Raw genomic sequence first — 13,111 nt, 5'->3', positions numbered from 1 at the left:
AGGATGGCCCTGGCCGTCGACGCCGGCAACAGCAAGACCGACGTCGCCGTCGTCGCCGAGGACGGCACGGTCCTCGGCACGGCGCGCGGCGGAGGGTTCCAGCCGCCCGTGGTGGGGGTGGAGACGGCCGTCGACTCGCTCGCCGAGATCGTCGGCCGGGCCTGCGCCGAGGCCGGGGCGCCGGCGGAGTTCGAGGTGGTCGCGGCCTGTCTCGCCAACGCCGACCTGCCGGTGGAGGAGGCCGAGCTGAAGGCGGCCCTGGAGGCGCGCGGCTGGAGCCGTTCGGTCCATGTCCACAACGACACCTTCGCCCTCCTGCGCGCCGGGATAGACGAGCCGCGCGGGGTGGCCGTGGTGTGCGGGGCGGGGATCAACTGCGTCGGCATGCTGCCGGACGGGCGGACCGCGCGGTTCCCCGCGATCGGGAAGATATCCGGCGACTGGGGCGGCGGCGGCGGACTCGCCGACGAGGCGCTGTGGTTCGCGGCGCGCGCCGAGGACGGGCGGGGCGAGCCCACGGAGCTCATGCGCACCCTGCCGGGGCACTTCGGTCTGCCGACGATGTACGCGCTGATCGAGGCGCTGCACCTGGGGCGGATCGCGCCGGAGCGGAAGCACGAGCTGACGCCGGTGCTGTTCCGTACGAGCGCGGCGGGCGACCCGGTGGCCGAGGCCCTGGTGGACCGGCTCGCCGACGAGGTCGTGGCGCTGGCCTCGGTCGCCCTCGGGCGGCTCGGGCTGCTGGACGAGGCGGCTCCGGTGGTGCTGGGCGGCAGTGTGCTGGCCGCCCGGCATCCGCGGCTCGACGCCACGATCGCCGAACTCCTCGCGGCGAAGGCCCCGAAGGCGGTGATCGGCGTGGTGACCGCCCCGCCGGTGCTGGGCGCGGGGCTGCTGGCGCTGGACGCCTGGGGCGCGGGCCCCGAGGCGGCGGCCAGGCTGCGGGAGCGGTACGAGGCCTGACCGGCGGGCGTACGGGTGCGGGGCGTTCCTTCACGGGGCGCCCCGCACGCGCGTTCACTCGTACGAGCGACGTTCGAGAAGGAACCGAATCCGGCCGGGCGACGTATTCAAAGTGAGGGATGTGTGAAGGGGGGTTCGCCTGCGGAGGCTCCGGAGGCATGCGGCACGATAGGAACAAGATCGGGTCAATCCCGGTGTACGGGCGAGTCGCTGCGGCCATACTGCTGGCCGGGAGGCGTCCGTCCGCTCCGCCGGAAGGACAGGTCGTCGTCTCAGACCGAGGGGGAGGTCACGTGACACACCCGCCGAACGCGCCCGCCGCCTCGGCGGCGCAGGGCGCCGGCAGCGCGCCCGCGCGACCGGGTTCCGGCGTGCCCGCGCAGGTAGGGGCGGGGGCCCCGGCCGAGCTGCCGCCGCCCTCGGCGCCCGGCGCCTGGGCGCAGGGCCGTGAGCTGCTGCGCCGCGCCGCCACGACCGAGCCCGGCCGGCTGCGCGTCCTGGGTGCCGTCCTGGCCCTGCTCGTCGTCGCCTTCGGGGCCGTCACGGCCTTCGAGGTCGCCGACCGCGCCTCGTACGCGGACGACGTGGTGGGCCGCAGCCAGCCGCTGAGCGCGGACGCCGCCGACATCTACCGCTCGCTCGCCGACGCCGACGCCACCGCCGCGAGCGGCTTCCTGGCCGGCCCGCAGGAGTCCCAGCAGATCCGCGAGCGGTACACGGACGACGTCACCACCGCCTCCCGGCTCCTCGTGAAGGCCGCCGCCAGCACCGACGCCTCCGGCGACTCGGCCCGCGAGCTGGCCACGCTCAGCGAGCATCTGCCCCGCTACACCGGCCTGGTGGAGCGGGCCCGCGCCGCCAACCGGCAGGGCCTGCCGCTCGGCGGCGCCTATCTGCGCTACGCGAACCAGACGATGGCCCAGCAGCTGCTGCCCGCCGCCGAGCGGCTGTACGCGGCGGAGACCCGGCGGCTGCACGAGGACGACGACGAGGCCCGCGTCCTGCCGTTCCTCTCGCTCGCCCTCGGCGTCCTGGCGCTCGCCGTCCTGGTCTGGGCCCAGCGCCGCGACTACGCGCGCACCCACCGGGTGTTCAACCGGGGGCTGCTCGGCGGGACCGCCGCCTGTCTGGTCGGGCTGCTGTGGCTGCTCGCCGGGCACGGCCTGGCCCGCGCGGGTCTCGACGACGCCCGGACGCACGGCCAGGACTCCCTCCAGGTGCTCAACGAGGCCCGGATCAGCTCCCTGAAGGCCCGAGCCAGCGAGAATCTGACCGTCGTCGCGCGCGGCGCCGTGATCACCGAGGACGGCAAGCGCGACAAGTACGAGGCGGACTACACGGCGAGTGTGACCGCGCTGACCGCCGCCCTCGACGAGGCGACCCGGCTCGCCGACGACGAGGAGGGCCGCGGCCCGCTCACCGAGGCCGCCGCCCGGGCCGCCGAGTGGCGCGAACGGCACGCCCAGGCACGGGAGAAGGACGACGCGGGCGACTTCGACGGCGCGATGCGGCGGATCATCGGCCCGACGGAGTCGACCGGCCAGTCCTTCGACCAGGTCGACGCAGCCCTCGGCCGGGCCCTCGCCCACGAGCAGGACGAGTTCACCCGGGCCGCCGAGGGCGGCCGGGACGCGCTGACCGGGCTGCCGCTGGGCGCGGCCGTGCTCGGGGTGATCGGCGCGGCGTGCGCCGTGACGGGTGTCAACCGCAGACTGTCGGAGTACCGGTGAGAGGGGGCGGAATGCCGGACGGCGTCGAGCACACGAGCCCGTCGGGCCGGGTGCCCACCGCACCCGACGCGGGCTGGGCGGCGGTCCGGCCGGCCGCGCGCCCGGTCGCCGGACGGCTGCGCGGCTGGGGCGGGGTCGCCGCCATGGCCGCGGCCTGCGCGCTGACCGCCTCACTGGCCCTCCTGACGCTGCCCGCCACCTCCCCCGGCAGCACCCCGTCGGCCCTGGTCACCGGCCCCGGGGTGGGCACCGGCGTGCAGGTCCGGGCCGAGGACGCGGCGACGTGCGAGAGCCCCGAGGCCTCGCTCACCCCGTCCGGCGCCGACGGCCCCGCCGTGGCCGCCGTCAAGCGGCGCGGCAAGCTGATCGTGGGCGTCGACCAGAACAGCTACCGCTGGGGCTACCGCACGCCCGCGACGACCGAGGTGCTGCCCGACGGGCGCAAGGAGACCACCCCGGGCCGCCTGGTGGGCTTCGACATCGACCTGGCCCGGGCCATCGCCAAGGACATCCTCGGCGACGAGGACGCCATCGTCTTCCGGACCATCCCGACCAACCAGCGGATCGCCGCCCTGGAGAGCCGCAAGGTCGACCTCGTGGTCCGCACGATGACGATCAACTGCAAGCGCATCCAGCAAGTCGCGTTCTCCACCGCCTACTTCCAGGTCGGCCAGCAGATCCTGGCCCCCAAGGACTCGGAGATCACCGGCTACGACGCCTCCCTCAGCGGCAAGCGGGTCTGCACCGCCGAGGGCTCCACGGCCTACGAGGCCCTGGAGGAGAAGTCGTTCGGCGCGGTCTTCAAGGACGTCGGCGACGGCACCAGGGACGACCCGGACCTGCTGACCGTCCCCAACCAGCTGGACTGCCTGGCCCGCCTCCAGATGGGCGAGGTCGACGCGGTCCTCACGGACAACGCGCTGGCCGCGGGACAGGCCGCCCAGGACCCGGCCGTCGAGCTCAAGGGAAAGCCGTTCACCACCGAGTACTACGGAGTGGCGGCCAAGCTGGGCGACGACGACCTGGTCCGCCGGGTCAACAAGGTCCTCGTGGACTACCGGCAGGGCCCCTGGCAGAAGGCGTACGAGACCTGGCTGAAGGCGGACCTGCCCGGGATATCCGGGCCGCCCGCACCCAAGTACAAGTAGAGCGAGAGGTGATCGATGGGCGTCACGGGACCCCCTGGGCCGGTGATGGACCGGGACGAGGTGGACCGTGCGCTGGCGCGGCTCGGCGCGGAGCACAAGGCGGTCGAGGACTCGCTCCTCGCGCTCCAGGACCACGCGGGCCGCAGGCTGCTCGAAGGCGCCGGTCTCACCGGCACGACCCGGGACCGCTGGCAGTCCACCGAGCGGACGATCACCCTGCTCTGGGCGTACTTCGACGCGTACACCGACGCCCTGCGCGACGCCCGTGAGGTGCGCGCCCGGCGCCGCTGGCCCGGCCGGGAGGAGCTGGCCGAGCTGACCGACCGGCTGCGCGGCGAGAGCGTGCACGTCGCGGGCGGCGCGCTGGAACAGGCCGCGCTGGCCGAGCGATTCACCCTGGAACAGCTCGTGCGGCGGATGAACGAGCTGTACGCGGCCTCCCTCGACGTGGTCGTCACGGCCGACGCCGTCTGGTCCGCGCTGCCCGCGCGGATAGACCTGCTCGCCGCCGAGCTGGGCCGCACCCGCTCCCTGGCGCACTCGGTCGGGGTGCGGCCCGGCGAGCACCCGGCCGGGGACGAGCTGGAGGCGATCACCGCCGAGCTGACGGCGCTGCGCTCCCAGGTGGTGTCCGACCCGCTCGCCTTCTGGCAGCCCGCGGCGGGCAGTTCGGCCCCGGGCGGCGGCCGCCCCGACACCGGGCGGTACGACCGCGCGGCCCTCGCCCTGGAGGACATCCGGCGGGAGATCGAGGCCGTGCTCCAGGTCCGTCAGGACTCGGAGGACCGGCTGCTGCGGCTGCGGGACGTGCTGTCCCGGGCGGACCGCACCCTCGCGGAGGCCCGGTCCGCCCGCGGCGAGGTCCTCGCGAAGATCGCCGCCTCGGAGGTGCCGGCCGTCAGCGGACCGCCGACGGCCCTGCACGAGCGGCTGGCCGCCGCCGCCGAGCACCGCAGGCACGCCCGATGGCACCGGCTCTCCCCGCTCCTGGACTCCCTCGAACGGGAGGCCGAGGACGAACTGCTGCGCGCCCGCGAGTCGTTGACCGCGGTGACCGCGCCGCTGGCCGTCCGCGCCGAGCTGCGCGGCCGGCTCGACGCGTACAAGGCCAAGGTGGCCCGGCTCGGCGCGGCGGAGGACCCGCTGCTGATCGAGCGGTACGACGCCGCCCGCCGGATGCTGTGGAGCGCCCCGTGCGATCTGCGGGCGGCCGAGCAGGCGGTCCTGCGCTATCAGCAGGCGGCCACGGAGGCGCTCTCCGGGCCGAGGGACGACAAGGGGAACCAGTGGTGAGCGGGGAGACCGGAGTGGGCGGCTGCCAGCGCCCGTCGTGCGAGGGCGCGTACGAGGACATGGGCGGCGGCGAGCTGTACTGCGACACCTGCGGTCTGGCCCCCGTCGTCGCTCCCGGCGGCATGCTCGCCTCCACCCCGACGGGGATGGCGGTGGCCGGGAAGGGCTCCGACTCGGCCCGGTCCGCCTCCGCCCGCTCCTCGCGTTCGTCGCGCTCCTCGACCTCGCGGCGCTCGGTGTCCGGGCGCCTCTCGCGCTCCCTGTCCGGGCAGAGCACCGCCCCCTCGGTGTCGGTGCGCAGCTCCGGCTCGACCGGCGGCCAGTCCGGGCGGGGCCGGCTCGGCGCCGGTCTGGTGACGGTCCCCGAGGTGCCCCGCCCCGACCCCCGGGCCGCCGTGATGGCGAACCCCGAGGTGCCCGAGCGGAAGCGATTCTGCTCCCGCTCCGACTGCGGCGCCCCGGTGGGCCGTTCGCGCGGCGAGCGGACCGGCCGCACCGAGGGCTTCTGCACCAAGTGCGGGCACCCGTACTCCTTCGTGCCGAAGCTGCGCGGCGGGGACGTGGTGCACGGGCAGTACGAGGTGGCCGGCTGTCTCGCGCACGGCGGCCTCGGCTGGGTCTACCTCGCGGTCGACAAGGCGGTCTCCGACCGCTGGGTGGTCCTCAAGGGCCTGCTCGACACCGGCGACCAGGACGCCATGGCGGCGGCGATCTCCGAGCGCCGCTTCCTCGCCGAGATCGAGCACGCCAACATCGTCCGCATCTACAACTTCGTCGAGCACCTCGACCAGCGCACCGGCTCCATGGACGGCTACATCGTCATGGAGTACGTCGGCGGCAAGTCCCTCAAGGAGATCGCCAACGACCGGCGCACCCCCGACGGGCGCCGCGACCCGCTGCCGGTCGAGCAGGCCTGCGCGTACGGCATCGAGGCCCTGGAGGCCCTCGGGCATCTGCACAGCCGCAATCTGCTCTACTGCGACTTCAAGGTCGACAACGCGATCCAGACCGAGGACCAGCTGAAGCTGATCGACATGGGCGCGGTCCGGCGGATGGACGACGACGAGTCGGCGATCTACGGCACGGTCGGCTACCAGGCGCCCGAGGTCGCCGAGCTCGGCCCGTCGGTGGCGAGCGACCTGTACACGGTGGCCCGCACGCTCGCCGTGCTGACCTTCGACTTCCAGGGCTACACGAACGTGTTCGTGGACTCGCTGCCCGAGCCCGACGGCATCGAGGTGCTGCGCACCTACGAGTCGTTCTACCGGCTGCTCGTGCGCGCCACCGACCCGGACCCGGGGCGCCGCTTCGGCTCCGCCCAGGAGATGGCCGAGCAGCTGACGGGCGTGCTCCGGGAGGTCGTCGCCCTCCAGTCGGGCCGCCCCCGCCCCGCCCTGTCCACGCTGTTCGGCGCGGAGACCCGGGTCACCGACACCGAGCTGTTCGAGGAGCACACGGACGACGTGTCCGTGCTCGGGGCGCGCGCGACCCGGCGCGGGCGCAAGGCGCTGCCGACCTCCGTCGCCGGGCGGGGCGGCAGCTTCCTGCGCCCGCTGGACGTGCCCGCGACCGCGCTGGCGCTGCCGGTGCCCCGGGTCGACCCGGGCGACCCCAACGCCGGTTTCCTCGCCGGTCTGCTGGCCGCCGCGCCCGCCGAGCTGCTCACCGCCCTGCACGCCGCCCCCGTCCCCTCGCTCGAACTGCGGCTGCGCGAGCTGCGGGCCCGCCTGGAGATGGGCGACGTCACGGCGGCGGTCCGGACGCCGGACGCCCTGGAGGAGCAGCACCCGGACGACTGGCGGGTGGTCTGGTACCGGGGCGTCACCGCGCTGGTCACCGGCGACCAGGCGGGCGCCGCGCTCTCCTTCGACGCGATATACGACGCCTTCCCCGGCGAGCCCGCGCCCAAGCTGGCGCTCGGCGTCTGCGCCGAGTTCCTGGGCCAGCTGGACAACGCGGCGGAGTACTACCGCCTGGTGTGGACGACCGACCCGAGCTATGTCAGCGCCGCGTTCGGCCTGGCCCGGGTGCAGCTCGCGGCGGGCGACCGGGCCGCCGCGGTGCGCACCCTGGAGTCGGTGCCGGAGTCGTCCATCCACTACACGGCGGCCCGGGTCGCCGCGGTGCGGGCCCGGCTGCGCCGCCGTCCCGCGAACGAGCCGCTGGGCGCCGACCTGACGGCCGCCGCCGCGCAGGTGTCGGCGCTCCAGGGCTTCGGCCTGGACGCGGTGCGCCGCGAGCGCCTCTCCACGGAGGTGCTGGGCACGGCCCTGGACTGGGTGCTCTCCGGGAGCCCCGGCGCGGGTCCGGCCGGCACGGTGCTGCTCGGCAGCGCGCTGGACGAGCGCGGACTGCGCTTCGGCCTCGAACGCTCGTACCGGGTGCTCGCCCGGCTCGCCCAGCAGGGCGAGGAGAGGATCGAACTGGTGGAGCGGGCCAACCGTTTCCGCCCCAGGACGTGGGTGTGAGTATGTCCCTGAAGCCCAAGCCCCCGCATCCCCTGGGGACCTGCCCCGGCTGCGCGGAGCCGCTCGAATCGGGCGACCGCTTCTGCGGGGCCTGCGGATACGACCTGTCGGCGGTGCCGGAGCCCGCGCCGGACCGCCCGACGGTCCCGATCGGTCTGCCGGTGGACTGGCCCGAGCCGCCGCCCCGCGACCCCGGCTCCCTGACCACGGCCACCCAGCACCCGGGCGACCTGCCGGGCACCGACTCGGGCGGCCGTGACCTGCCGACGGTCCCGGTCCGCACCGACGGGCCCGCGGGGCCTCCCGCGCCCGCCGCGCAACCGCCCGCCGCCGAGGGCGACTTCACCCTCGCCGCGCCCGATCCGCGCGCCGCGCTCCAGGGCGAGGGCGACGACCGGAAGCTGTGCGTGGCGTGCCGGACCGGGCGGGTGGACCGCGACGGGTACTGCGAGCACTGCGGGCACGCCCAGCCGCGCGAGCGCGACCACATGGAGGAGGAGCTGCCCTCGGTCGCCGCCGTCAGCGACCGCGGACTGCGCCACCACCGCAACGAGGACGCCTTCGCCGTCTCCTCGGCCTCGCTGCCCGACGGATCCCCCGCCACGTTCGCCATCGTCTGCGACGGGGTGTCCTCGGCGACCCGCCCCGACGAGGCGTCCAGCGCCGCCGCGACCGCCGCGGGCGCCGCGCTGCTCGCCGCGCTGCCCCAGGGGACGCACCCGCAGCAGGCCATGCACGAGGCGATCGTCGCCGCCGCCGAGGCCGTCGACGCCCTGGCGGAGGAGACCGTCAAGGAGCGCGAGCACCAGAACTCCCCGGCGTGCACCCTCGTCGGCTCCATCGTCGCGGGCGGGCTGCTCGTCGTCGGCTGGGTCGGCGACAGCCGGGTCTACTGGGTGCCGGACGACCGCGCCACACCGCCCGCCCGGCTCACCGAGGACGACTCGTGGGCCGCGCAGATGGTCGCCGCCGGCCTGATGAACGAGCAGGAGGCGTACGCGGACGAGCGCGCCCACGCCATCACCGGCTGGCTCGGCGCCGACGCGTACGAACTGGAGCCGCACACCGCCTCGTTCAAGCCGGACCGGCCGGGCGTGGTCGTGGTCTGCACCGACGGCCTGTGGAACTACGCGGAGGGCGCCGAGGACATGGCCCGGGTCCTCCCCCCGGACGCCGCCGCGCGCCCGCTGCACGGCGCGCAGGTCCTGGTGGGCCACGCCCTCGACGGCGGCGGCCACGACAACGTCACGGTCGCGCTGCTGCCGTTCACCGTCCCGTCCCCGGGGGCAGGATCGGCCTGAGGCCGCGCTCTGTCCCCGACCATCGCATCCGACTCCGACCTTCGACTTTCGACTTCCCCTTCACCTCACGTTCCCGTGAGCAGAGGAGCCGAGGAGCCGCATCACCATGGCCAACTTCGCCAAGCCGACCGGGCCCCAGTTCTCGGTGGACGTCTACCAGAACGAGTACCTGCCGGAGGGCGGCCGGGACGTCAACGCGATCGTCACCGTCACCTCCACCGGAGGCGGCACCGCCGCCGGTGCCGCCCTGCCCGGCGGCGGCTCCGCAGCCGTCGTGCTGATGCTCGACTGCTCGGGCTCGATGGACTACCCGGCGACCAAGATGCGCGGCGCCCGCGAGGCCGCCGCCGCCGCGATCGACACCCTGCGCGACGGCACCTCCTTCGCCGTCGTCGCCGGTACCCACCTCGCCCGGGAGGTCTATCCGGGCGGGCGGCGGCTCGCCGTCGCCGACGCCCGCACCCGCGCCGAGGCCAAGGACGCGCTGCGCGGTCTGAGCGCGGGCGGCGGCACGGCCATCGGCACCTGGCTGCGGCTCGCCGCCGGGCTGCTGGACTCGGCCGACGTGTCGATCCGGCACGGCATCCTGCTCACCGACGGGCGCAACGAGCACGAGTCGCCGGAGGACCTGCGGGACGCGCTCGACACCTGCGCGGGCCGCTTCACCTGCGACGCGCGCGGGGTGGGCACCGACTGGGAGGTCAAGGAGGTCACCGGCATCGCCTCCGCGCTGCTCGGCACGGCCGACATCGTCGCCGATCCGGCGGGGCTCGCCGAGGACTTCACGACCATGATGGAGCAGGTCATGGACAAGGAGGTCGCGGACGTCGCGCTGCGGCTGTGGACCCCGGTCGGCGTGGAGATCGGCTTCGTCAAGCAGGTGGCGCCGACGGTCGACGACCTGACCGGCCGGCGCACCGAGGCGGGGCCGCGCGCCGGGGACTACCCGACCGGCTCGTGGGGCGACGAGTCCCGCGACTACCACGTCTCCGTCCGGGTCCCGGAGGCCGCGATCGGCCAGGAGATGCTGGCCGCCCGGGTCTCGCTCATCGTCCCCGACCCGGCGGGCGGCGCGCCGACGACGCTCTCCCAGGGGCTGGTGCGGGCGGTGTGGACGGACGACATGGTGATGTCCACCTCCATCAACCCGCAGGTCGCCCACTACACCGGGCAGGCCGAGCTCGCCGACGCGATCCAGGAGGGCCTGGACGCGCGCAAATCGGGCGATCGGGACGGCGCGACGGCCAAGCTGGGCCGTGCGGTGCAGCTCGCGGCGGTCTCCGGCAACGCCGATACGGCGAAACTCCTTTCGAAGGTAGTGGACGTGGTCGACGCGGCGACGGGTACTGTGCGCTTGAAGGCGAAAGTCGCGGAAGCGGACGAGATGACTCTTGAGACGCGCTCCACCAAGACCGTTCGCGTGAAGAAATGACACTCGACGGATGACGAGAGGGGGAAGCACCGACATGCCGACCTGCCCGAACGGACACCAGTCGGTCTCCGACGACTGGTGCGAGGTCTGCGGCCATCGCATGGCCGGAGCGGGTGCGCCGACCGGCGCCGTACCGCCGCCTCCCCCGCCGCCGCCCGCGTACGGATACCCGCAGCCCGGGGGTTACGAGCCGCAGCCCGGCTACGGCCCGCCGCCCGGAGCTCCCGGCGGCCCCGGGGGGTACGACCCGAACGCGACCTCCCAGGCCGAGCTCTGCCCGCAGTGCCGCACGCCGCGCGAGCACATGGCGCCGTTCTGCGAGGAGTGCCGCTGGAACTTCCTCACCAACACGGCGACCTCGTACACGCCGATCGCCCCGCACCCGCAGCAGGGCCCGCCGCCCGGCCTCAACCTGCCGCCGGGCTTCCAGTCGCCTCCGCCGCCGCCCCCGCCGCAGCCCCAGCACCCGGACCCCTACGAGTACCAGGGCTCGCGCCCCTCGCAGGTGAACCGTCCGGCCGAGCCGCTGGGCGCCGACCCGACCCACCACCAGGCGCCCCCGCAGCGTCCGCCGATGGCCCCGCAGCCGCCGCAGGCCCCGCAGGCCTTCCACCAGGCGCCTCCGCCGCCGCGCGCGGACGACGACTGGATGATCTCCCCGCCGTCGCAGCCGCAGCCCCCGGCGCCCATGCCCCCGGCCCCCGTGCCGCCCACGCACCTGGCGCCCGCCCCCGTACCGCCGCCCACCGGCCAGGTCCCGCAGGGCCCGCCGCCGCAGTTCCGGCAGCCGGCGCCGCCCGCCGGGTGGACGGCGCTGATCGGCCCGGACCGCGACTACTTCATGGCGATGATGCAGCGCAGCGGCCCGGAGGCCACGGGGCTCAACCTGCCCGCGTACTCCCCCGAGCAGCACATCCGGCTCCAGGGCAACCAGATCAGCATCGGCCGCCGCCGGCACTCCACCGGCGAGTCGCCCGACATCGACCTGTCGGTGCCGCCGGAGGACCCGGGCGTCTCGCACCAGCACGCGGTGCTCGTGCAGCAGCCGGACGGCTCGTGGGCGGTGGTGGACCAGAACTCCACCAACGGCACCACGATCAACGGCTCCGCCGACCCGATCCAGCCCTATGTGCCGGTGCAGCTCCAGGACGGCGACCGGGTGCACGTCGGCGCCTGGACGACGATCACCGTCCGGCGCGGCTGAGGCCGCCGGACCGGCCCTAGAGGTCCGGCAGTGGCCAGGCGTACGCCCCCTCGGGGTCGTCCAGCCAGGCCCACTGCCGCCCGCCGCTCACCGTCACCCCGAAGCGCTCCCGCTCCGGCCGCCGTTCGCGCTGCCAGAGCGAGAGCGCTTCGCGTATGTCCAGGCCCCCGGCGGCCAGGGTCGCCAGGAAGCGGAAGCCCTCGTCCTCGTACAGCCGCCGGGGCACCCCGCCGACCCGCGGGCCCGGGGCGCGGGCGCTGCCGCCGCGCAGGGCGACGAAGTACGCGGCGGTGGGCAGGAAGCGCCCTTCCGCGTGCCCGGGGTCGGTCACCCGCAGCAGGAGGAGCCCGGTGGACAGCGGGGTGAGGACGAGCGCGTCCGGCCGGCACTGGTCGAGCCAGGAGTACGGGACGGAGGGCACCGCGCAGGTGGCCACGATCCGGTCGTAGGGGGCGCGCTCGGGGCAGCCGCGGGCGCCGTCGCCGGTGAGCACGGCGGGCCGGTGGCCGGTGGCGGCGAGATGGGCGCGGGCGGACTCGGCGATCTCCTCGTCCAGGTCGACGGTGGTGACGTGCCGGTCGCCGAGGCGGTCGCAGAGCAGGGCGGCGTGGTAGCCGGTGCCCGCGCCGATCTCCAGGACGTCGTGGCCGGCCCGGACGTCGAGCGCTTCGAGCATCCGCGCCATGAGGGAGGGCTGGCTCGCGGAGGAGACCAGCTCCCCGTCCCTGACCCGGGTGGCGAGGGCGGCGTCCCGGTAGGCGCCGCGCAGCCAGCGGGTGCGGCGGGCGGGGTCGGGGTCGCCGGACCAGAGGCGCTCGTAGCCGCCGGCGCCGGGCACGTAGTAGAAGGGCACGAAGAGGTGGCGCGGGACCCGCTCGAACGCGGCCCGCCAGGCGGGGTCGCGCAGGTCGCCGCGCGCCTCGATCTCGCGGACGAGCGCCCGCCGCGCCCGTGCGGCCTCCTCGGCGTACATCTCGGGCATGGGTCCACTGTGCTGCGCGGCGCGTGGTTCCGGCCACCTGTCGCCGGTCGGGAGGCGGGCGGGTCCTAAGTCTCCGGTCCTCCGTCGGGCCATCTGAGACGATGGAACGGTGAACGAGATTCCGCGCGGCACGCTTCAGGAGCAGACCTTCTACGAGCAGGTGGGTGGCGAGGAGACCTTCCGGCGCCTGGTCCGCCGCTTCTACCAGGGGGTCGCGGAGGACCCGCTGCTGCGGCCGATGTACCCGGAGGAGGACCTCGGTCCCGCGGAGGAGCGGCTGGTGCTCTTCCTCATGCAGTACTGGGGCGGCCCCCGCACCTACAGCGACCACCGCGGCCACCCCCGGCTGCGGATGCGGCACGCCCCGTTCACAGTGGACCGGGCGGCGCACGACGCGTGGCTGCGGCACATGCGGGACGCGGTGGACGAGCTGGAGCTCGCGCCGGAGCACGAGGCGCAGCTGTGGAAGTACATGACCTACGCGGCCGCTTCGATGGTCAACACCGCGGAGTGACACATTCCGGTGACGGAGGCCCGAATAACGGTCACGATCGGATCAAGGTCCCTTCGCAAGCGGTTTCCAGATCGAT

Annotated in this window: 10 protein-coding genes; 9 read left to right on the top strand and 1 reads right to left on the bottom strand. The window is 75.0% G+C overall.

Annotated features, from left to right (window positions below; translation table 11 throughout):
* The first annotated feature begins 3 nt into the window (after positions 1 to 3).
* The 8 genes from ABTZ54_RS08770 (at position 4) to ABTZ54_RS08735 (ending at position 11,539) form a co-directional block, all read left to right on the top strand.
* Positions 4 to 963 (top strand): N-acetylglucosamine kinase, encoded by a 960-nt coding sequence (locus ABTZ54_RS08770; RefSeq protein ID WP_351659177.1) that lies wholly within the window; start codon positions 4 to 6, stop codon positions 961 to 963.
* Positions 964 to 1,256: 293 nt separating this feature from the next.
* Entirely contained in the window at positions 1,257 to 2,693 is a 1,437-nt protein-coding gene (locus ABTZ54_RS08765) for a GlnX family signal transduction membrane protein (protein WP_502997206.1), read from the top strand.
* Between the two features lie 143 nt (positions 2,694 to 2,836).
* Positions 2,837 to 3,841 carry a glutamate ABC transporter substrate-binding protein gene (locus tag ABTZ54_RS08760; protein WP_502997212.1) on the top strand — a complete coding sequence of 335 codons (1,005 nt, stop codon included), beginning with the start codon at positions 2,837 to 2,839 and terminating at the stop codon, positions 3,839 to 3,841.
* Between the two features lie 15 nt (positions 3,842 to 3,856).
* The gene (locus ABTZ54_RS08755) at positions 3,857 to 5,134 is read left to right on the top strand and encodes a coiled-coil domain-containing protein (protein WP_351658781.1); all 1,278 of its coding nucleotides are present in this window, start codon (positions 3,857 to 3,859) and stop codon (positions 5,132 to 5,134) included.
* 59 nt (positions 5,135 to 5,193) lie between these two features.
* A complete protein-coding gene (locus ABTZ54_RS08750) occupies positions 5,194 to 7,602 on the top strand; it encodes a serine/threonine-protein kinase (RefSeq protein WP_351659171.1) in 2,409 nt (802 codons plus the stop codon).
* Positions 7,603 to 7,604: 2 nt separating this feature from the next.
* The gene (locus ABTZ54_RS08745; RefSeq protein ID WP_351658780.1) at positions 7,605 to 8,903 is read left to right on the top strand and encodes a PP2C family protein-serine/threonine phosphatase; all 1,299 of its coding nucleotides are present in this window, start codon (positions 7,605 to 7,607) and stop codon (positions 8,901 to 8,903) included.
* Between the two features lie 106 nt (positions 8,904 to 9,009).
* Positions 9,010 to 10,335 carry a vWA domain-containing protein gene (locus ABTZ54_RS08740; protein ID WP_351658778.1) on the top strand — a complete coding sequence of 442 codons (1,326 nt, stop codon included), beginning with the start codon at positions 9,010 to 9,012 and terminating at the stop codon, positions 10,333 to 10,335.
* A gap of 34 nt (positions 10,336 to 10,369) precedes the next feature.
* Entirely contained in the window at positions 10,370 to 11,539 is a 1,170-nt protein-coding gene (locus ABTZ54_RS08735; protein ID WP_351659168.1) for an FHA domain-containing protein, read from the top strand.
* Positions 11,540 to 11,555: 16 nt separating this feature from the next.
* On the opposite strand, the gene ABTZ54_RS08730 is transcribed toward ABTZ54_RS08735, so the two are convergent.
* A complete protein-coding gene (locus tag ABTZ54_RS08730) occupies positions 11,556 to 12,521 on the bottom strand; it encodes a methyltransferase domain-containing protein (RefSeq protein WP_351658776.1) in 966 nt (321 codons plus the stop codon).
* A 109-nt stretch (positions 12,522 to 12,630) separates the two neighbouring features.
* Here ABTZ54_RS08730 and ABTZ54_RS08725 point away from each other — a divergent pair, with 109 nt between their 5' ends.
* The gene (locus ABTZ54_RS08725) at positions 12,631 to 13,035 is read left to right on the top strand and encodes a globin (protein WP_351658774.1); all 405 of its coding nucleotides are present in this window, start codon (positions 12,631 to 12,633) and stop codon (positions 13,033 to 13,035) included.
* The last annotated feature ends 76 nt before the right edge of the window (positions 13,036 to 13,111 follow it).

The sequence above is a fragment of the Streptomyces sp. NPDC094032 genome (assembly GCF_040303965.1).
In the GTDB taxonomy this organism is placed as follows: domain Bacteria; phylum Actinomycetota; class Actinomycetes; order Streptomycetales; family Streptomycetaceae; genus Streptomyces.
This window is presented reverse-complemented; position numbering and strand designations above follow the sequence as displayed.